The 20,988-nt window shown below is 41.4% G+C and carries 15 protein-coding genes; 10 read left to right on the top strand and 5 right to left on the bottom strand.

Going from position 1 to position 20,988, the window contains the following annotated elements; genetic code table 11:
• Positions 1-122 precede the first annotated feature (122 nt).
• Complete coding sequence (locus B4G94_RS09290) at positions 123-914, top strand: hypothetical protein (RefSeq protein WP_286858493.1); 792 nt, start codon at positions 123-125, stop codon at positions 912-914.
• A 173-nt stretch (positions 915-1,087) separates the two neighbouring features.
• Here B4G94_RS09290 and B4G94_RS09285 read toward each other — a convergent pair whose 3' ends face one another.
• Positions 1,088-1,600, bottom strand: a complete 513-nt coding sequence (locus B4G94_RS09285) for a hypothetical protein (protein ID WP_286858491.1) — start codon at positions 1,598-1,600, stop codon at positions 1,088-1,090.
• Positions 1,601-1,835: 235 nt separating this feature from the next.
• On the opposite strand from B4G94_RS09285, the gene B4G94_RS09280 reads away from it, so the two are divergent.
• The 8 genes from B4G94_RS09280 to B4G94_RS09245 all read left to right on the top strand — a co-directional run bounded on the left by B4G94_RS09280 (position 1,836) and on the right by B4G94_RS09245 (position 14,965).
• The gene (locus B4G94_RS09280; protein WP_108633356.1) at positions 1,836-2,429 is read left to right on the top strand and encodes an RNA polymerase sigma factor; all 594 of its coding nucleotides are present in this window, start codon (positions 1,836-1,838) and stop codon (positions 2,427-2,429) included.
• Between the two features lie 89 nt (positions 2,430-2,518).
• Positions 2,519-3,601, top strand: a complete 1,083-nt coding sequence (locus B4G94_RS09275) for a FecR family protein (protein ID WP_286858488.1) — start codon at positions 2,519-2,521, stop codon at positions 3,599-3,601.
• A gap of 66 nt (positions 3,602-3,667) precedes the next feature.
• The gene (locus tag B4G94_RS09270; RefSeq protein WP_286858487.1) at positions 3,668-6,709 is read left to right on the top strand and encodes a SusC/RagA family TonB-linked outer membrane protein; all 3,042 of its coding nucleotides are present in this window, start codon (positions 3,668-3,670) and stop codon (positions 6,707-6,709) included.
• A gap of 10 nt (positions 6,710-6,719) precedes the next feature.
• Positions 6,720-8,411, top strand: coding sequence for a RagB/SusD family nutrient uptake outer membrane protein (locus tag B4G94_RS09265; protein WP_286858486.1), 1,692 nt, complete (start codon positions 6,720-6,722; stop codon positions 8,409-8,411).
• Positions 8,412-8,422: 11 nt separating this feature from the next.
• The gene (locus tag B4G94_RS09260; protein WP_286858485.1) at positions 8,423-10,426 is read left to right on the top strand and encodes an FAD-dependent oxidoreductase; all 2,004 of its coding nucleotides are present in this window, start codon (positions 8,423-8,425) and stop codon (positions 10,424-10,426) included.
• Between the two features lie 6 nt (positions 10,427-10,432).
• Complete coding sequence (locus B4G94_RS09255) at positions 10,433-12,082, top strand: FAD-dependent oxidoreductase (protein WP_286858483.1); 1,650 nt, start codon at positions 10,433-10,435, stop codon at positions 12,080-12,082.
• A 32-nt stretch (positions 12,083-12,114) separates the two neighbouring features.
• Complete coding sequence (locus B4G94_RS09250; RefSeq protein ID WP_286858482.1) at positions 12,115-13,953, top strand: carbon starvation CstA family protein; 1,839 nt, start codon at positions 12,115-12,117, stop codon at positions 13,951-13,953.
• A gap of 331 nt (positions 13,954-14,284) precedes the next feature.
• A complete protein-coding gene (locus tag B4G94_RS09245) occupies positions 14,285-14,965 on the top strand; it encodes a 2'-5' RNA ligase family protein (RefSeq protein WP_286858480.1) in 681 nt (226 codons plus the stop codon).
• A gap of 154 nt (positions 14,966-15,119) precedes the next feature.
• On the opposite strand, the gene B4G94_RS09240 is transcribed toward B4G94_RS09245, so the two are convergent.
• The 3 genes from B4G94_RS09240 to B4G94_RS09230 form a co-directional block, all read right to left on the bottom strand.
• Positions 15,120-15,503 (bottom strand): luciferase family protein, encoded by a 384-nt coding sequence (locus B4G94_RS09240; protein WP_286858478.1) that lies wholly within the window; start codon positions 15,501-15,503, stop codon positions 15,120-15,122.
• A gap of 90 nt (positions 15,504-15,593) precedes the next feature.
• Positions 15,594-16,520, bottom strand: coding sequence for a hypothetical protein (locus B4G94_RS09235; protein WP_286858476.1), 927 nt, complete (start codon positions 16,518-16,520; stop codon positions 15,594-15,596).
• Between the two features lie 154 nt (positions 16,521-16,674).
• The gene (locus B4G94_RS09230) at positions 16,675-17,058 is read right to left on the bottom strand and encodes a hypothetical protein (protein WP_286858475.1); all 384 of its coding nucleotides are present in this window, start codon (positions 17,056-17,058) and stop codon (positions 16,675-16,677) included.
• 675 nt (positions 17,059-17,733) lie between these two features.
• On the opposite strand from B4G94_RS09230, the gene B4G94_RS09225 reads away from it, so the two are divergent.
• Complete coding sequence (locus tag B4G94_RS09225) at positions 17,734-18,717, top strand: TlpA family protein disulfide reductase (RefSeq protein WP_286858474.1); 984 nt, start codon at positions 17,734-17,736, stop codon at positions 18,715-18,717.
• A gap of 1,733 nt (positions 18,718-20,450) precedes the next feature.
• Here the strand turns inward: B4G94_RS09225 and B4G94_RS09220 are convergent.
• Complete coding sequence (locus B4G94_RS09220; protein ID WP_286858472.1) at positions 20,451-20,837, bottom strand: Rid family hydrolase; 387 nt, start codon at positions 20,835-20,837, stop codon at positions 20,451-20,453.
• Between the last annotated feature and the right edge of the window lie 151 nt (positions 20,838-20,988).

The raw sequence follows: 20,988 nt of genomic DNA, 5'->3' as shown, positions 1-20,988 counted from the left end.
AAAGCTTACTGAGGGATCCTGTCCGGGTTGCTCTGTCCTTGTCGCTAAAGATGGACCTTTGGCACAGAAGATGTGGGATTATCAGGATTAAACCGTAAATTCATCGATTAAATACCTTTAGCATGATATTTCTATACCGATGTCTTCGTTTGTCTGCGCTACTAGCGACATTAATATTTTCTACGAATGTTTTTGCACAAAAACAATCTAGTGTTGATAGTAATGCTCTTGCGCTTCAATTCGTTGACCGATTACTTCCTGAAGGCAACTATACCGCAGCGGTGTTGGGAACTCCCCGGCCGAATGCATCGCAGGTTGCAATTGTTGAGAAAATGAAACTTGCCATCAAGGACAATGAAGATTGGTTTCAGAAAATAATGAACGAATTAAAACCCGGAGAGCCTATGCCATATCACAAAAATCTAGGCATTAGCGAAGAGGAGTATGCCGCTTTTATGCAGTTTTCGCAATCTATAAAAATAGACAAAGTAGGAGCGATAGCGCTCAAGGTCATCCGCAGGGACAGCAGTTTACATTTCGAACCTAAAGACTTCGGAGATTATTTAAAATATCTCGTAATTCATTTAAAAGATCAAAGGGTCGTGGTCGATCGTGTAGGCTTGCAATACGAAGGGCAAATCATTAAGGATGCCAAACAGACAACGCTGGTGGCAGGACCTTGGAAGGGATACGCTTGGCGATTCGAAGAATTTAAGAAAGAAGGACAATTAATTGCAGATCCGGATAAAGTAGACCCGACGGAAATCGGAGAACTGGATATAAAATCTATCAAGGTAATTGTAGGCAAACTCGATCATAGCAATCAATGTTTTCTTTATCTCAAGAGTAATATTGTCAATAAAGGCCACGTTCTTGCAAAACAGGATTTAGCCTTTTTATTAACCAAAGAATAAATTATCGAGAAGTTCAATAGAACCTTCACTGCGAAGTATTCCAATGCCTAGCGGAGAAATACAACTTCTCCAAACCCCACAGTTGTCTGAGTTTATCTCCAACGAAGTATTGAAATTCTAATTAAGAGAGGGGTTACAGTAATTATTTTATTACTGCAACCTGGGTATCTCTATCACCCTTCAGACATTGCTAAGGTGAGGTTAGTCGTAAATTCTAGGCCAGTGGTTGACAGCGCCTTTATTGTAACCTTATAGCTACCAGCTTTTAAGCTGTCGCTTTTTTTTACGGAAACTACACCTGTTTGTGTATTTACACTAAACAGCTTTTCGCTATCAGCAAATGCAATTCCATCTTTTTGTATTGAAACCAATTTAAATGTAGATTTATATTTTTCCGGATATAATGTTGGAGCCGCCGAGACATAACCATTTGAAAGACCGATATGTATCAGGCTAAAGTCAATAGTAAGGTTTAGATCGGGATAGTATTGTCCAAACAAAAATTTAATTTGTGGAATCAGAATGACCCTGAAGGTGGTGGAAGCGACCGGAAAACCATCTTTCCTCAGTTCGGGAGTCAGCTCGAACGACTTTTCAACTTTCTTTTCCGGATCGCCAGCATCTTTTGATAACTTGATATGCGAACCCGATATTGAAGCAATATTTTCCTGTCCATCCTTTTTCATCAAATGAAAGCTAGCGCCAGCAATTGGGATACCAAGCGGGTCTATTTCAAAATCAGTAGACCGTATTGGACTATTAAAGGATTAAAAAACGGATCATAAAAGCCTCATTAAATCATCTCATGTAAATCATTTTGTCAGCAATATAAAATTTTATTTAGGCTACCAATGATTTTGATTTAGTAATTTTATCTGTATATTAAGTTCATCGTTCGTACCAATTATATGAATTTACCAAATGAAATCTCCTAAAGAAACTATTACACTGCAAAAACTTAAAAATGGAGACCTTAATTCATTTAATGAAATTTATTTCCAATATTCTCCCAAGATCTATATCAGATTGATCCGACTGGTCAAAGATCAAAGCGTTGCTGAAGAAATTCTTCAGGACGTATTTACCAAAATATGGCTTCATCGCGAAAGGATTGATCCTACCAAAGGGTTTGTCTCCTTTCTCAACCATATTTCGGATAATTTAGCCATGGATTTCTTTCGAAAAGTACAGAGAGACAAGGCGCTTCAATTGGAAATATGGGCTTCAGCAATAGAATTATATTATCATACCGAAGAAAAGCTGTTTTTCAAAGATAAACAGCAGATGCTGACCAAAGCAATTGATTCCCTGAGCCCCAAACGAAAGGAGATTCTGATGCTTAACAAATTTGAAGACAAAAGTTATAAAGAAATAGCTGATTTGATGGGTATTTCAGTCTCTACGGTGAGCAACCAATTGGTGAGTGCGCTCAAAGATATCAAAGAATATATTCAAAAAAACTACCGCGATGAATATATAATTAGTTTTTTTGCGGCTTTTTTATTTACGTTATAAAAAAAAATAAAAAAGCAATAGTGTGATTCTCTCTGGCAGACGTATAGAGAAACAAATACAGCACTGCATTGAACTAATTATAGAAAATTTTGAAAGAGCAAGCCTTTAAAGATCAATTGTTGGCGTATATCCACAATCGCCTGGATGCGCAGTATTATGAGTCGTTTTTTAACGAAATGGCTGAGATGGATACTGCAACTTTGGAATTGTGGATCGCTGAGGTACTCGATAAGGATGAAGGACAAGCGTTGGAGCAGATTCCCTTACCAGATTTAAACATGGTTCATCAGAAGGTGCTCGATGATATCTATGCCATCGATCCACCCAAGCCCGCGCTCATCCGGAGAATAAGCCCGTGGACCTGGGCTTCCTGTGCTGCCGTGCTGCTCTGTGTACTGTCGTTTCTCTTTTTGAAAAATTTCTCCACCTCACCACAAGAGCAAATCACTTGGTATGAAAATAAAAATGCTTATACGGTCTACGCGAAGCTTCCTGATAGCACCACTGTTATCCTATATCCACTTGCAAAAATCAGATTCGAATATAATGGCCGGGGCCAACGTGATGTACAGCAGGTGCAGGGGCGTGTTGTTTATAAAGTGCACAAAAACAAAAACGCACCTTTTCAAGTCAATTACAAAGGATATTTGACTACAGCCTTGGGGACAATATTCAGCGTAGACCCCAAGGATGCCGATCATGTGCTTATAAAATTAATGGAAGGTAAAATCTCTGTAGGACCATTTACCGGGGATAGCCGAAGCTTAATATACCTCAAACCAAAAGAGGAAGTGTTGGTCAACTTAAATCTACAGCAGATGATTAAGTTTTCTGAGCCCGAATTGACAAAATCTCATCCCGCCCGCGTGGATAAGGAGTTAAAGAAACTTATTCCAAATCTAACCGCCAATGTAGAGTGGAGCAATCAGTCCGTCAAATTCAACCACACCAAAAATGTTCAGCTGTTAAAAGTAATCGAAAGCCTTTATGACGTCTCGGTCATATGCGAGAGTCCTGACTTACTCAACAGTTCATTTACGGGAAGCTTAAATAGTAAGGAATCGCTAACCAATTTCTTGACCAGTTTCTGCCAATTGAACGGTTGTACATTCCAGGTAAATAATGGTATTGTCAACATTAGTAATTCGGGAAGAAAGGAGGACGTACAGTAGGATAGAATCAACCCAGCGCGAAAAATAAACCAATATATAAATCAGAATAACCAACTGTAAACAATTATGAAGCATATTCTAATAAAATTAATGCTCTTGGGATTGCTATTTCCATACTTTTCTGTAGGATTTGCGCAATCTAACCTGAAAGTAAATGGTAAAATAGTGGACAGCGAAGGTAGTACATTGCCGGGTGCTACTATTGATCTTATCCATGAAAAGACCAGCAAAAAACTCCATTTTGTGGCCGATAACAACGGATTGTTTGTTTTGAGCCCTCTCGTTGCTGGTGAAAATTACACAATCTATGCCCACCATCTTGGATACGACACCGATTCGGTTAAGCATTTCGTGGCAACGGCAACCAGCAAAAATACCGTGCTCATCCGCTTGAAATCAAACACTGGAATGATGGATGAAGTTATCATCGTCGGTTACGGGACACAGAAAAAAGTCAATCTGACGGGCGCAGTATCCGCAGTGTCGGGCGATGACCTGAACAACAGGCCCGCCGGGCAAACCTCTTCGGCCCTTCAGGGCATGGCCTCGGGAGTGACCGTTACACAGCGTTCCGGTAAGCCGGGGGCGGACGGCGCCGATATCCGTATTCGCGGTATCGGTACACTTGGTAATGCAGCTCCGCTGGTGCTCATAGATGGGATCGAAGGCTCCATCAATAATATAGATCCCAATTTGATCGAGAATATCTCGATACTAAAAGATGCGGCATCCTCGTCGATCTATGGCTCCAGGGCAGCCAATGGTGTTATCTTGGTCACAACCAAAAGAGGGAGTTCCGATAAAGTTGCGATAGCGTACAATAATTATTTCGGCTGGCAGTCGGCAACTAATATGCCCAAGATTGTTAATGCCTTGGATCATATGCTCCTGACAAATGAAGCCTATACAAATGTTGGAGCAAGCCCGCTGTATCCCGAAGATATCATTGCCGCATATCGCAACCAAGGCAACGGCAGTTCGGATGAGTATCCAAATACAGATTGGCAAAAGGAGTCATTGCAGGGAAATGGATTCCAGCAAAGCCATTTCCTAACGGTCAATTCCGGAACAAACAAGGTGAAAATGCTGACTTCTGTCGGTTATTTCGATCAAAAAGGTTTGACGCTGAATAGCTCGTTTAAGCGCTATACCATACGCAACAACGTGGATGTTAAGTTTTCAGATCAATTGGCCCTAAAATTTGATTTCCAATACGTCAATCCGATCGTCATCTCACCAGCGGCCAGCATCGAAGAGCTTTTTCAGTGGATGAGCAGCATTCCGGCCAATCAATCCTTTAGAAATTCCAACGGCACATGGGGATTGGGCTGGAATGGAAATAATCCCGTTTCGGCGGCAGCCGATGGCGGTGTTGCCACCAACAAAAGTCCATTTGGCAGTATCAACGCCTCATTGATCTATAAACCCAAAGAATGGTTGACTGCTGAGATCAATTATGCACCGAAATATGCGACTCAGGTTAACAAGAATTTCAGAAAAGCAGTACAGTCGTATTTCCCAAACGGCACGCCGAGCTTTTCAGTTCCGGTCCGCACGGCACTTACCCAATACAATAGCCAGGAACTTTTTAATAATATGAGAGCCACCTTGACGCTCAACAAGGATTTTGGTCCACATCAGTTAAAGGCATTGGTTGGTGGTTCGCGGGAAGATTATAAGATTGATTATACCCAGGGATTTAGAGACAGCTATGTGCTCCCTGACTATGAAGTGCTCAATGCAGGGTCTGCACTGAATCAGTCAGCTACTGGAAGCGCTTCTGAGTGGGCATTACAATCCTTGTTCTCCCGTATCAATTATGTATTCAAAGATCGTTATCTTTTGGAACTCAACGCACGCTATGATGGCTCCTCCAGGTTTGCCAAAGGCAAGCGCTATGGATTTTTTCCTTCGGCATCAGCCGGATGGCGTTTTTCCGAAGAGGAATTCCTGTCCACATCCAAAAGCTGGCTGACAGAAGGGAAAATTAGGGCGTCATGGGGGAAATTGGGTAATCAGAATATTGGAACTTATCCAGCGGTGGCATCATTGAACCTCGGATCATACACGTTGGGCAATGGTATCGTCAATACGGCAGCCCTAAATGATATGTCAAATCCCAACATTACCTGGGAGTCAACCGAGGAAAAAAACATCGGTATTGATCTCACCTTATTTAAGCGCTGGACCATTACGGCCGATCTATACAACCGGAAAACCAGCGACATATTACTTCAATTGGATATCCCACTGATTATTGGATTAAACAAACCGTATCAAAATGCGGGAGTAGTCGAAAATAAAGGTTGGGAACTTTCCATGGGCTATCGGAGTGATCCTGGCAAAGCCTTTAAATATAATTTTACCGTTAACCTCTCTGATGTCAAAAACAAAGTGTTGGATATGCAGGGAATCAATCAGACCGGTTTGACCGTCAATCGCGAAGACTATCCCATTAATTCCATCTTTGGCTATCTTTCGAAAGGTTTTTTCCAGACTGCCGATGAAGTGAAAGCACATGCCACACAGTTTGGTACCTTGGCTCCGGGTGACCTCAAATACCGCGATCAAAATGGCGATGGTATAGTCAATGAGTCCGATAAGGTCATCATCGGTAGTACGATTCCACGATATACCTATTCGCTCAATTCCAATTTGAGCTTCAAAGGATTCGACTTAAGTTTTCTGTTACAAGGTGTGAGGAAAGCCGATGGTTACCTCTATGGTGCCGGTATCCAGCCTTTTACAACCACCGGGGCAATTGGTGGTACGATTCGTGAGGACAATAAAGACCGATGGACACCTGACAATACCACGGCCAAATATCCGCGCTTAGCTTTCGGGCAGAACAACAACCAGCAATCCTCCCAGTTTTGGATGAAAAATGCCGCCTACCTTAGGCTGAAGAATTTACAGCTCGGCTATACGTTTCAGGCAGACCTACTAAAGTCCATCGGACTCAACAGGCTCCGGGTTTTTGTCAATGGCTCAAACCTATTCAGCGTAGACAAGTTTTGGGATGGATATGACGTCGAAGCACCTGTGGGTTATGGCAATTTTTACCCACAGGTCAAAGTATATTCTTTTGGACTGGATATTACATTATAAACTTTGGATTATGAAAACTCTAAATAAACTCGCTTTATATATTGCATCTATTGCTACGCTCTTTTTGATGGGAGCCTGCGAAAAATACCTGGACAGATCTCCATTGGATGGTCCTACGGACGACAATTATTTCAAAAATCAGGATGAGTTGACGTTGGTGGTCAACGGTTTGTACAGTGCCTTGGCATTTCACCCTACGGACGATATGCCCATCAATCTGACACTTGATGATGCCACAGATATCGGTTGGGATCGTAATACCTCTGACCTACAAGCAGTAGGAAGGGGAGATCACGATAGTAACAATGGTTATATTCGGAATATCTGGACCAACTCCTATAAGGTCATTGGCAAATGCAATTTCATTTTGGACAATATCCAGAAGCTGGATGGGAAGATGGATGTCAATCTTCAGCAGCGCTATAAGGCAGAGATACAGTTTATCCGGGCCTATGTCTATCAATATCTCATTGATTACTTTGGCGGAGTGCCTTTAGTAACGAGCGGTTTAAGCCTTGCAGATGCAAATGTTCCTAAAACAGCTAAGGCTGAAGTCGCAGCCTTCATCCTCAAAGAGCTCGCTGAGGCGGCAGCTATCTTGCCGGTGAACTATGGCTCAGCAGATGTAGGACGCGCTACCAAAGGTGCAGCTTTGGCCATACGGGCTCGGGCAGCACTTAATAATGGGCTATGGGAAGAGGCAGCGCGTTCTGCTAAAGAAATCATGGATCTGAAAGTATATGCATTACACACCGACTTCGGCCAATTGTTTACATATGATGGAGAGGCATCCAAAGAGATTATCTTTGCTTTTCAATATTTACGCTTACAAAAAACCAAGACTCACAGTACTACACGCGGATTTCTGTCTCGCAACGCCCAGGGCACTTCCAATAAAATTCCATCCCAATCCATTGTGGATAGCTACCTGTGTACCGATGGAATTGCCATCGATAAATCCGCAAAATACGATCCTAAAAGCCCTTTCGTCAATCGGGATCCGCGCCTAGGGTATACTATTGCACTTCCCGGTACCACATTTTTTGGTTTTCAGTTTGAAACCCATAAGGATAGTGTATCTTGTTGGAATTATTCTTACAATAGATCTTTACCTGCTCGGATTAAAAATGAGGATGCGATCAATGCTTACGCAAGCTTTTCGGGCTATTGCTGGAAAAAATATGTCGATATCAAGGACAAGGACTTTACCATGGAGTCGGAATTAAATATCATTCAGAGTCGATACGCTGAGGTATTATTGATTTACGCTGAGGCGATGATCGAGAGCAATAAAGTAGACCAGACGGTGTATGATGCGATCAATAGTATTAGGCAACGCCCCAGCGTCGATATGCCAGCAATCCCAAGCGGTAAAACACAGGATGAACTGCGCGAGATCGTACGAAAAGAAAGACTTTATGAATTGGCCAATGAGGGCTTTCGCCTGGTCGATTTGAGACGTTGGAAGCTGGCCGATAAATTTATGAATTCGACCCTCTATGGTCGCATTCCAAAAGGTCTGCTCGCCGATGCGCCGACGATCGATGCGGATAGTTACGTGAATTATAAAAATGTGGCCAATCAGAAAGATATGCGTGTTATCGAGCTCCGCAAGTTCGATCCCAACAAGAATTATCTTTGGCCGATCCCGAATATTGAAATTGTAACCAATAAAAATCTGGAGCAAAATCCAGGCTATTAAATCCTAAGATAATGAGAAAAACACTTTTAATGACCATAGGGCTTTTGACCATATTTTGGCAGCTCGTCAAGGGGCAAACCGATAAGCAAGTAGATATATGTATTTATGGAGCCACTTCTGCTGGCGTGATCGCTGCCTATACTGCTTCACAGACCGGCAAATCCGTCTTGGTGATCGACCCGGGGACAAGGCTAGGCGGACTTAGTTCCGGCGGATTGGGGCAGACAGATATCGGGAATAAATACGTCGTGACAGGCTTAGCCCTTGATTTTTACCGTAAAATGGGTAAGCATTACGGTAGTTTTGAGCAATGGATCTTTGAACCCAAAATAGCCGAATCAATATTTAAGAGCTATCTGGCACATTCCCGGACGCAAACACTAATGGGGTATCGTTTGACAGGCGTAAAGACAGACAGTCGATCGATCAAAAGCATAGCGCTGCTTCCAAGTGAAAGCAGGGGCGGCAAAAATATAACTGTCACGGCCAAAGTATTTATGGACTGTAGTTATGAGGGCGACCTCATGGCCAAAGCTGGTGTATCCTACCATGTAGGCCGCGAGTCAAATGGCACCTACGGCGAGACCATCAACGGCGTGCAATTGCTGGATGGCCATCAGTTTCCTGATGGTGTAGATCCCTATAAGATAAAAGGGGATGCCAATAGCGGCATTTTATGGGGGATTAATACTGAGCCCTTGAAAGAAAACGGAACGGGAGACAGCAAAGTCCAAGCCTATAACTACCGGATTACATTGACCAATGTTCCTGAAAATAGGATAGCCATTTCCCAGCCCGAGAATTATGACGCATCCAAGTACGAACTTTTAAAGCGGCAAAAAGAGATCCAACCCTGGAAGAGCATCCAGGACGTATTTATCTGGAGTCTGATGCCCAATGGGAAAACTGACATCAATAACAGAAATGGATTTTCAACCGATATGATAGGCATGAACTGGCGCTATCCCGAGGCAGATTATTTTGAACGGAAGGAGATTATCAAGGCTCATGAAGATTACACCAAGGGCCTGTTATATTTTGTTTCAAACGATCCTTCGGTGCCGGAGCCGATCCGAAGCGAATTCAAAAAATGGGGTTACCCCAAAGATGAATATCCTGACAATGGGCATTGGTCGCCACAATTATATATCCGCGAAGCCAGAAGGATGATTGGCGATGTCGTCATGACCCAACACCATTGTCAGGGCCGAGAAGTTGTATCCGATGGGGTAGGCTATGCCGCATATACCATGGATTCGCACAATTGTGACCGAGTGATCGTCAATGGCATGGTCAAAAATGAAGGTAACGTTGAGGTTGGCGGATTTTCTCCCTTTCCGATTTCCTACAGGGCTATCGTTCCCAAAAAAGAAGAAATCAATAATCTTTTGGTCCCTGTCTGCCTGTCGGCAAGCCACATTGCCTTTGGTTCCATTCGCATGGAGCCTGTATTTATGGTGCTGGGACAGTCCGCTGCCGTGGCAGCCTGCGAAGCGATCGACAACAAAATTGCCGTTCAGGATGTTGATATAAAACGCGTGCAAAAAACATTGCGTGACAACCCGAAGGCGGATGGCCGTAGGGCTGATTATATCATTCATGTCGACGATAAAGAGCAGGTTATGTTGAAAGGAACTTGGCGTAAATCCGCAAAAAAAGGTTATGGTATGAGTTATCAGGAAGTGGACGGCGACTCTACAGCGGTTGCCCGTTTTACTCCCGGCAAAGATTTTGCCGGCGGAAAATATATGCTCTACAGCTATTTTCCAAAAACTGCTGAAAGCACCACGACCGGGAAATTTATTATTAATACAGGGAAGACGAGGACCGAAAAAACGATAAATTTTAAAGAAGTCAATATTCTGGGACAAACCACAAGTACCTGGGTAGCGCTTGGCGAATACGCGTTTGAAAAGGGAAGTCGCACACCCTATGTTGAGATCAGGTCGGCGGATGAAAGCGGCGTATTGGCCGCAAATGCCGTCTTGTGGGTTCCCGTTTCAGACCAAAAATAAATACATATGCAAAAGATAAAAATAGGAGTAATATTGGTACTTGTCTTCGCTTTTCTGCTGGTTGAGGCACAGCATTCGACGAAAGAGGTAGATGTTGTGGTTTACGGCGGTACACCGGCCGCCATCACAGCTGCATTGCAAGTGAAGCGGTCCGGCAGATCGGTTATCGTCTTATCACCAGATCAGCATTTAGGCGGGCTGAGTTCAGGTGGACTTGGTTTTACGGATACCGGCGACAAAACAGTTATTGGTGGCCTAGCCAAAAAATTCTATCAGGATGTATACAACCATTACGCTAAAGAATCGAGCTGGAATTGGCAATCCCGCGCTTCATTTGGCAATCGGGGTCAGGGCACTGTTGCCATGGACAGCGCGCATCGGACGATGTGGATTTTTGAACCTCATGTAGCCGAGCGCATTTTTGATTCCTGGGTGCGTGATCATCAGATTGATGTCGTCCGTGGAGCCTATTTAGATCGGCAGGAAAGCGCCATCACTAAAGAAGGCACAACGATCAAGTCCATCAAAACCTTAGACGGAAAGATCTATGAGGCGAAGATATTTATTGATGCCACCTACGAGGGCGATCTGATGGCACTTGCCAAAGTAAGTTACACGATCGGGCGGGAGGCCAACCAGACCTACGGGGAGCAGTGGAACGGCGTTCAGACCGGGGTCTTTCAGCATCGCCATCACTTTATCGCGCAGATCAGCCCCTATAAGCACGAAGGAGATCCGGGCAGCGGTCTGGTATTTGGCGTTTCGGAGCAAGATCCCGGGCAATATGGAGCGGCAGATCAGAAGCTGCAGGCCTATTGCTTTCGCATGTGCCTGACTAACGATGTCCGTAATCGGAAGCCCTTCTTGAAGCCAATGGGGTACGATCCGCAGCACTATGTCTTGCTGCAACGTTTATTCCGGGCAGGCTGGGACGAAGCCTTTCAAAAATTTGATCTGGTGCCCAACCATAAGACTGATGCCAATAACCACGGCCCGTTCAGTACCGATTTTATCGGGATGAACTATCGCTATCCCGAAGCGAGCTATGCGGAACGAAAATCCATTATCGAAGCCCATCGTCGTTATCAGCAGGGCCTATATTATTTTATGGCTAATGATCCTTCGGTGCCTACAGCAATCAGATCAAAAATGGCCGAATGGGGACTTGCAAAAGATGAATTTAAAGATAATGACAATTGGCCTTCTCAACTATATATACGAGAAGCCCGGCGCATGCTGGGACAATATGTGACAACCGAACACAATATCCTGGGCAAGCGCAGGGTGGAAGATCCGATCGGTATGGGCTCCTATACCCTGGATTCGCATAATGTCCAACGCTATGTGACCAAAGAAGGCTTTGTTCAAAACGAAGGCGATATCGGCGTTCATGTGCCAGCGCCTTACGCCATTTCCTATGGATCGATTATCCCAAAAAGCAATGAATGCAGCAATTTACTTGTTCCGGTCTGCCTCTCCAGTTCGCATATTGCCTTTGGTTCGATCCGTATGGAGCCGGTATTCATGGTGTTGGGGCAGAGTGCAGGTGCCGCAGCGATATTAGCACTTGATAATGATGGGGTTGTGCAGCACGTGGATTACGGCTTATTAAAAAAACAACTGCTGGATTCGGGGCAAGTATTGGAACAAAAATAATATATTGCAATAAAATTATATCTGGATATAGGATGGATTTAGATAATATGAACGCGCTTACGCTGGTCTTTGCGTCAATTTTAATCTTCGCGATCGCTTACCGTTTTTACGGGGTTTTTATGGCACAGAAAGTACTCCGGCTCAATGATGCCATCACTACCCCGGCAGTCGAGTTTGCCGATGGCCACGATTATGTGAAGACAGACCGTAAGGTCTTGTTTGGACATCATTTTGCTGCCATTGCCGCTGCCGGGCCTTTGGTCGGTCCAGTGCTGGCTGCCCAGTTTGGTTACCTTCCGGGGGCGCTCTGGATTTTGATCGGTTGTGTTCTGGGGGGTGGTGTGCACGATATGGTTGTCCTGTTTGCGTCGGTCAGGCACAAAGGGCAGAGCCTGGCAACCATTGCGTCGAAGGAAATCGGTCCCGTTGTCGGCGGTATAGCCGGTATAGCTGTTCTGTTTATTCTTATCCTGACCTTGGCTGGTCTTTCTCTTGCCTGTATCAGCGCTATGCACGAGGCCCCTTGGTCTTTATTTACCATTATTCTGACCATGCCGATTGCCATATTTATGGGACTCTTGATGCGGTACAAAGCGGGATCAGTTACCTTGGCTAGCATATTGGGGGGGATTTTATTGATTGTGGGCATTATTGCGGGCCATCGCTTGATGGAGATCCCAGTCATTCACAACCTGTTCGATTGGGATGTCAAGACCATTTCGATCGCGATTGCTGTTTATGGATTTTTAGCATCGGTGTTACCCATCTGGCTGCTTCTTGTTCCTCGGGATTACCTTTCTACCTATCTCAAGATTGGCACGATCCTGATGTTGGCTGTCGGCATTGTCTTTGTGCATCCGACGATACAGATGCCCGCTCTGACCGGTTTTATCCATGGCGGCGGACCCGTGATAGGCGGACCCGTGCTGCCCTTTATTTTTATTGTGATTGCCTGCGGTGCAATTTCGGGTTTCCATGCGATTATTGCCACGGGCACGACGCCCAAGATGTTGGGTACCGAAAGAGAGATTCTTTTTGTGGGCTATGGTGCGATGCTGGTGGAGGGATTTGTCGCCCTAATGGCCTTGATTGCAGCCTGCACCTTGCTACCGGGGGATTATTTTGCGATCAATACGCCAGTCAGTGACTATGCCCATTTTCTGGCGCAACATCCCGAATTAAAGGCCGTGGATCTGCAACATTTTTCAGATCGGATAGGAGTTGATCTCCATGGGCGGACCGGCGGAGCTGTTTCCCTGGCTGTGGGGATGGCACATATATTTGATAAGGTTCCCTTTATGGACGACGTGATGGCTTACTGGTATAATTTCGCCATTATGTTTGAAGCCGTATTTATCCTTACGGCTATTGATGCCGGGACACGGGTGGGGCGATTCTTTTTGCAGGAAATGTTGGGCAATATCTTTCCGGCCTTTAAAGACAAAGATTGGAAACCGGGCATTTGGCTATGCAGTGCTATTTTCACTTTTTCATGGGGCTATCTTGTTTTTACGGGAAATGTAAGCAGTATCTGGCCACTATTTGGCATTAGCAACCAGCTCTTGGCTGCCTGTGGGCTTATTGTCTGTACCACAATGCTTATTCGGATGAATAGGAAGAAATATGCCTTATTTACAGCCATACCGGGTGTATTTATGGCTGGGATTACCTTTTGGGCCGGCTATCTGCAGGTGGTGGATATTTATTTGCCCAAGGGGCAGCTGCTATTAGCATCACTGGCCATATTGGCCATGCTATTGATGCTTCTTGTTTTTATGGGTACATTTCGCAAATGGTATCAGTTATTTAAAACGGAGACTAACTTTATCGATCAAAATGAGGAATCCGTGAAAGTGCTGGTGGATCGCTAAGCTACATTGCTTCGTATCATTCCTAATTATTGGGAAATCCTGCCTAGTTATGTCAGGGGATTTCGATCAAAATAATTGGGGAAAATGTAATCAATTTTGATAACATTTGTGTTATGGAAAAGAGTACGAAACATTTTAATGGAATTCGCTCGAGTATCATCTTGGAAAGAGAGCTTAAGAAGCGTGTGATTAGGCGTTATTCAACATCTAAACGACCAACTACTCCGACGTCATCACATAGACATTAGCGCGGATAATTTATGCTATATTATAGGTAAATCCTATACGATTGGGACAGCGAGGTAAAGGAACCGTTTTTGGTAAAAAATTCATGAAACTTATACAGCATTATGATAATATGTTCAATCAGTCTATCGGACAGATTAGCAGGGGAGAGATAGAGATTGACCAACAGATAGATAATGACAGAGACCGACGTCGTGGTCTCACCTTGTTGATACGACCCAATGATGAGATTAAAGCCCATGTTGGGGCTTTTCAGGACGAATTGATGAAGATCGACGGAGTACAGTATTATCAGCCGTCATCGGATCTACATGTGACGGCACTTTCAATCATTTCATGTTATGAAGGTTTTGATCTAAGTGATATACAAATCCAGGATTACGAAGATATTATTTCACAAAGTCTCAACGATATTCCCAGCACCGAGCTGAAATTTAAAGGGATAACAGCATCTCGGGAGGCCGTGCTGATACAGGGGTTTCCGATGGGCGATGGGCTTGAAATACTTCGTGATAAGCTGAGGAGTAATTTCAGTTCCTCCGCTCTGCAACAGCATATAGATTCGAGGTATCGATTGGCTACTGCACATATGACCTCAGTACGCTTTCGAAAGGAACTGCGTTCTCCGGACAAGTTTGGTACTAAATTGCAAGATTATAGAGCGGCCGAGTTTGGTGAAATGAAGATAGAATCACTTGAATTGGTATATAACGATTGGTATCAGAACAGTAATATCGTCAAAATACTCCATCGCTTTGCTTTATAAATCCTCGCCCTCGACGATAGACCTGAATAATACACTAAAATTCCAATACCGTATCTAGGTGGAAATTTCAAATATTGTAATGAAACCTATCTTAAATCGGAAACTGTAATCCAGGAATTGGAAACTGACTACCCTACAAAACGGATAGATGCAGTTACACTCCAGATTGTAGACGGCATACAAAAGGGGAGAGCTGCATAGAATCCTGCTTTTGTTTGATGCGGTCGTAAGCCTTGTGCAGGAGATAACATGCGTAGCCCACGTCTTGTTTATTTTGAAGGTAAAAGCTTATCCACCCTGAATTTTTAAATACATGATGGTCCTTAATTTTTCCTTCAGTCATTAACGAATTTTTTAGTTCTGTATTTAATAAGATGTCCAATAAGCCATTGCTATGTACATGTGCAAACTCTCTTCCCATATAATTAAACTCAGTCCCGCCATATTTATGTATTCCAATCGTAGTTCCATGCATTCGTGTCACATTTTCTTCCAGATCGTCGATCCAGTCCAGTAATTCAGGTTTCGTTAAAAACATCCAAAATCTCATGAGACTATCAAATATAATGGCGAATAAAGGGATATCCTTTAAAAAACCGACTCTTTTTACCACAAAAGAAAACATAGGCTATCTCTCGCTTAGTAATTTAATATGTTCCATTACTCTAAAATGGACATTTCTGGTGATACTTTCTGCCCATAGATCGTAGTACCAAGTAGGGAAGACATGAAGTTTATACCAACTGTTCCCAATAAGAGTAGTGGTACCGTTTCCATTGTCCTTTAATATAAATTCGCCCCTTTTTATATCTATATGTCCCATAATTTCAGGGTCTTTGGGTTGATCAACGATATCAAAAATTAAGTTTTTATTGATGTCAAATTTTACAATCTTCTCATCGAAGATATATCCATTGCTAAAAATACATTTTCGGTTTGCACCCAGTCTATGCTCACTTACCGTTGTGGCCATGGGGCTCGGCATCCCAATTTTAAAGAGCCAATAGTTTTCCTTTTGGGATATTGGATCGAAGGCGACCACGTGTTTCCATACCTCTTCCGGACTTGCATGAATCAATAGCTCATCAGAAACCATATTTTCGTGATGATGGTCGCTCAGGGAGTCAACAATGAAAATTCCAACTAAAAGGCTTACAATGCTTATATTCAATTTTTGATTTCTCTTTTTAAACATAGCCCTTCCAATAAAGGCACCTGAGATGATAAAGCCAAAAATAAGCGGTGAAACAATCAGTAGACAAATAAAGCCCTCACCTAAGAAGAAAAAGCTCATTAAGATGGCGATAAGACCATTCAGGATAGAATATCCCGTTATTTGTTTTCCCCTTATCTCCATGTCTTTCAAAAACCAAGCCGTGATAATACCCATTAACATTGGAATAATCACAAACTCTGAAAAAACAAGTATACCTGTATCCTCAGGCGCCAATGAAGACTGGATACCAATGATTAGGAATGCGAAAATGTTGGCTATCAAAATTCCTTGAAATATTTTGGAATTTAGCACTTTAAATAACGTTGTTTTCAAACTCATCGTATTTGATCGTTTATGTATTAAATTGAGGTCTTTTGCATAGCTGAAAATAAATCTGAATCTGCTTCCAAACTAAATATTCACTATCTGAGCAAAAGATTAATCATAAGTTGCCATGAGCCACTTAAAAATTCCAGTATAGCTTCGCTCGGTTTCACACTATGCAGTTTACTTCTTTATTCGTACTAACCATAAACGAAAAATAATCGCTGCTGATATCAAAAGAAGACGCCCTATAAAATGATTGATAGGTATTGTCTAAGTTACCCCTTTTGTGGTTTACTTTTCTGAGTAAATTCCCATTCGCATCCCGGCTGATCCAGACACCACCATCTCGTTTACCTTCTATAAAGTGACGTTCTTCTAAGACTACGTTATTGGATATAACTTTATAAGCGTCTGCTGTACGAATTTCTGTGCAGTTACAATGAGGAAAAGTTTTTCCGGTTTGCCCTGATACATGAGCGACAGAAAGCATAAGCAGAAGTGTAAAATAACTAAATTTTGAATTGTTGCGGGTAATTGTAGTACTATTCATAAAGCGGTTGTAATAAAGCTTTTTGACGCTAAGATATTAAATAATTATCTATTTGATCAATTGAGGAACTGTGGATGATCATACAAACTGGTATATTGACGTCAAAAGTCGTTTATTGTAGGACAAATTAAGTTAAAAGAGGAATTTTCGAGAGGTTTCGATTATAAATATTTCGGAACTCAAAGCGGCAACTTATTGAATTATAAAATTCTGTGTACGATGCGGATAATGGATTATCGTTGCGTGTTTATTAGCCATAATTTAACCAATACTTGTATAATATTGATAATTTGACAGAGTGTTATTTAGTTTATTTTTATTTATGGAGATGAATAGTTATAATTGATAAGACTAATCAGGAAGTTAAATAAAGTAGTAGTTACAAACAATATTTATTGACCGAAAACAGGCCGAATTTATTTCTTTAATCAATTTTGGATTTACTTTGCCTCTCTCAGATTGGGGGAATTCTAAAACTAAATGGTTAATAGAAGAAGCAGATATTTCATTAATAGAAAATGCCGCTAAACAGAGGCAAAAAGAGTTTGAGCGAGAGATATTTCTTCAAGTTTCCAAATGGAATATTCAAATGCGCTGATGTTATATGATTTCGATCATATTGCTGAGATTAGATATTCTGTTACAAATGAATTACTTAAACTCAATTATAAGGATATGAGAACATTATTTACCATCCTAATCTTGGTGCTGATCCGGTTTCAAATTGTTCAGAGTCAAACATCCATTACATTAATAATTACGAATGCAGATGACTTTAAGAATAAGGAAATCGGCGTAAGTGAGTATGGCCTTGAACCTAAATTCCAGCCGGTTAAAGACACCTCATATTTTCATCTTGATAATAAAGAACCGACTTTCTATTCATTTTATATTGCAGATCGCAATTTCAAAATATGTTTATCGCAGGGCCCTGTAATTATAAGAGGTGCAATTGAATCCGAACAATTTGTAGTAGATACCGTAATTAATGCGCCCTTATATTATGAAAGGGCTAGGTTTATACACATGGTTTCGAATGGAGAAGCCAATGGCCCCGAGCACTATCTGCAGTATATAAAATCCAATATAGCTAACCCCTTGGCATTAGAAGCTATTGGAGCCTTTTTATTTACTTTTCAAAACAATAGGGAATATGTGGATGCGATCTATTCCTTATACGAGAACGATGAGAAGGCTTATAAAGGTTCTCCTGATATTCGTAATTTCGAACAGCTCAGTAAAATTCGTAACCTAAAACATATTGATATCGATAAGCTTTCCCTAATCAATCTCAAAGGCGCACGTAGCCTGATTGAGCGGCGTGAAGATACGGACTATTACCTTATTGATTTTTGGTTCGTTAATTGCCCTCCCTGTGTGAGTGATCATATAGAGATCATGAAAGATTTTCAAGTTTTAAAGGGACGAAATGTTAGGATTCTAGGTGTTTCAATTGATAAAAATCCATTAGATGTTCAATCCTATGTGGATAAGCATAACTATCCATGGGAACAATATTTAGATGAGAATCATAGTTTAACATCCCAATTTTCCATTTCATCTTTCCCAAGTTACATTTTATTAAATTCAGATGGCAAGATAATCTTAAGTAGTAATCAGTATAAAGATATCAAATCATATATCCGTAACTTAAAATGAGGGTGTAACGAGAATTTTTTAGTAAAATTATTCAATAGGATTATTTATAATTCAATTTAAGAGCACTTTGCTCATTAACTTTACGGCTGGCTAGACCAACTGTTTAGCCAAATTGCTTCCCTCTGCCGGTTAGAGGGAAGCTCTTTTGTTTTAAGATCTCAGTATAGATAGATCAACATTTAAATTTCGACTGATTATTCCAGAACAAATATTGCTAGTATTTCTGTACTATTGGAGCAGAATATATAATGCCTTTACTAGAAGTTTCTATGATAAAGAACATATATCATGAATTTTCGAGGTTATTTTAGAAGGATCATTTACGGAAACGTCAGTTGTTGTCGGATCCGGCTTCGACTCTATAAATAATTTTTTCCCCCTCAAATCGAGCGTTAAAGATTAGTATATAGACAATCAAAATAATGAGCCAATATCTAATTTTTAGACTTATCACTATAGTTCCTAATAGAATACCAATAATGCCAATGACGATTCGAAAATACAATATAGATTCATACTCCATCATGTACCAATAGCAGCCCTTGCAAAAATTGTATTGATAGAGCATATAAACATCTTCATAAGTAATAAGTATGTTGAAGAGAATTATTAATGCTCCAATTACCCGACAAAGGACGGAGTTAGTTAGTATCTTATGAGATGTTCTCCTTAACGTAGCAATTGAATTCATACCTTCTCAATCTTAAACAATATCCCAGTAATTATTGCGGCGATCGAATAATATATCGCCGATTCCATTGAGCGCACTGTTAATGCCACTGTCATTGCAATTCCAGCCAGTGTAACGAGTATTAATGTCATTTTGATCCAATTAACGTTGAGTGTATTGTCCTTAAACCAGCTGAATGCCAATATATAACATACCAACGTAGGAATAGAATAAATCGCGCTATAGCATAACCAAAGTATAGAAAAGAATATTGTTTGACCAATACCGGAAGAATTTAACGGGTTAAATACAGGGAATATGCTCACAAGTGTAGTACCCAATAATAGAGTACCTATCCAGTGCTTAAAAATATAAGACCATCTTAGACTGTGCGACATAATCGGTGTTATTAGATTGAAAACTCAGAAAACAGCTCCAAGTTTGTAGTAATTATCACTGCTAACAACAGGAATAGGTTGATAATGATTCCATGATAATATTTTCTCAAGTCAACATTACCTAAGTTTAGTAATTGACGCTTTTTTGTTAGACTTTTCATCGTTTGGTCAAATGATTTAACGAAAGTAATAATTTATATTAAAAAAATGCGCCATAGATTTTATATGACCACTTTTGGCGCCAAAGCCAAGCGGCAGCTCACTTTTGTTTGCCAATGATCAATGGACTTTTGTAATCGGTTCTCCCGTTAAGGTAACAAAAAATTCATACTTTTCGGTATCTCCCCGGTGGGTAATTTTAGTACTATTCAAAAAGTGGTTGTAATAAAGCTTTTTGACACTAATATATTAAATAATTATCTATTTGATCAATTGAGGAACTGTGGATGATCATACAAATTGGCATAATGGCGTTAAAAACCGTCTTTAATAGTACAAATTAAGTTAAAGGAGGAATTTCCGAGAGGTTTCGATTATAAATATTCGGGAGCTCAAAACGACAATTTGTTAAATTATAAGACTCAGTGTAAGATACAAAATCTGTCGATGAAAAATCTGTCGATGAAAAATCCGATTTTTCATCGACAGATGTCGTGATGCATTGCTTAAATTTTAGCCACAATTTTGATTTCCACTGTTTGTCCGGGTAGAGCCAGCTCCGTCACTCCAATGATTGTACTCGCTACGATGCAATCTTGTCCGTAGAATTCCTTTCCTGTGATTTTTCTTGCCTCAAAACCTGTCTTCATGTCAGTCACATAGATCACTTCCTCGGTGATATGATCGCTAGTTGCATCATATTCCGCCATTAAAGTTTTAATATTTGCATAGGTTTGGCGAAACTGATTTTCCATACCCTCTACAAGTAGCCCATCGCTGTCATGTCCAAGCTGACCTGAGATCCAGATCGTATCACCGTTTTTAACAGACTGGACATAGCCATATACCTTTTCCCAAGGCATATCAAAGGTTTTAAATTCTTTTTTGCTCATGATGATTGTTTTTTTTAGTTAATTCTCAATGCCTGAGCCAATGTGTTTACGATGTTATTAATCAAGGTAATACTGATTTGTCGTCTAAATGATAATTGACGATATTCCGTAAAATGCAAAGCGATTTGTATCAGGGCTAACGCATTAAAAA

Source organism: Sphingobacterium sp. UBA7625, from assembly GCF_002484085.1.
GTDB lineage: Bacteria > Bacteroidota > Bacteroidia > Sphingobacteriales > Sphingobacteriaceae > Sphingobacterium > Sphingobacterium athyrii.
This window is presented reverse-complemented; position numbering and strand designations above follow the sequence as displayed.

What these genes read in the sequence shown, in the direction of transcription:
- B4G94_RS09290 (WP_286858493.1), top strand. Translation starts at nt 123, where the DNA reads ATGATATTTCTATACCGATGTCTTCGTTTGTCTGCGCTACTAGCGACA.
- B4G94_RS09285 (WP_286858491.1), bottom strand. Translation starts at nt 1,600, where the DNA reads ATGAAAAAGGATGGACAGGAAAATATTGCTTCAATATCGGGTTCGCAT.
- B4G94_RS09280 (WP_108633356.1), top strand. Translation starts at nt 1,836, where the DNA reads ATGAAATCTCCTAAAGAAACTATTACACTGCAAAAACTTAAAAATGGA.
- B4G94_RS09270 (WP_286858487.1), top strand. Translation starts at nt 3,668, where the DNA reads ATGAAGCATATTCTAATAAAATTAATGCTCTTGGGATTGCTATTTCCA.
- B4G94_RS09265 (WP_286858486.1), top strand. Translation starts at nt 6,720, where the DNA reads ATGAAAACTCTAAATAAACTCGCTTTATATATTGCATCTATTGCTACG.
- B4G94_RS09260 (WP_286858485.1), top strand. Translation starts at nt 8,423, where the DNA reads ATGAGAAAAACACTTTTAATGACCATAGGGCTTTTGACCATATTTTGG.
- B4G94_RS09255 (WP_286858483.1), top strand. Translation starts at nt 10,433, where the DNA reads ATGCAAAAGATAAAAATAGGAGTAATATTGGTACTTGTCTTCGCTTTT.
- B4G94_RS09250 (WP_286858482.1), top strand. Translation starts at nt 12,115, where the DNA reads ATGGATTTAGATAATATGAACGCGCTTACGCTGGTCTTTGCGTCAATT.
- B4G94_RS09245 (WP_286858480.1), top strand. Translation starts at nt 14,285, where the DNA reads ATGAAACTTATACAGCATTATGATAATATGTTCAATCAGTCTATCGGA.
- B4G94_RS09240 (WP_286858478.1), bottom strand. Translation starts at nt 15,503, where the DNA reads ATGTTTTTAACGAAACCTGAATTACTGGACTGGATCGACGATCTGGAA.
- B4G94_RS09235 (WP_286858476.1), bottom strand. Translation starts at nt 16,520, where the DNA reads ATGAGTTTGAAAACAACGTTATTTAAAGTGCTAAATTCCAAAATATTT.
- B4G94_RS09230 (WP_286858475.1), bottom strand. Translation starts at nt 17,058, where the DNA reads ATGAATAGTACTACAATTACCCGCAACAATTCAAAATTTAGTTATTTT.
- B4G94_RS09225 (WP_286858474.1), top strand. Translation starts at nt 17,734, where the DNA reads ATGAGAACATTATTTACCATCCTAATCTTGGTGCTGATCCGGTTTCAA.
- B4G94_RS09220 (WP_286858472.1), bottom strand. Translation starts at nt 20,837, where the DNA reads ATGAGCAAAAAAGAATTTAAAACCTTTGATATGCCTTGGGAAAAGGTA.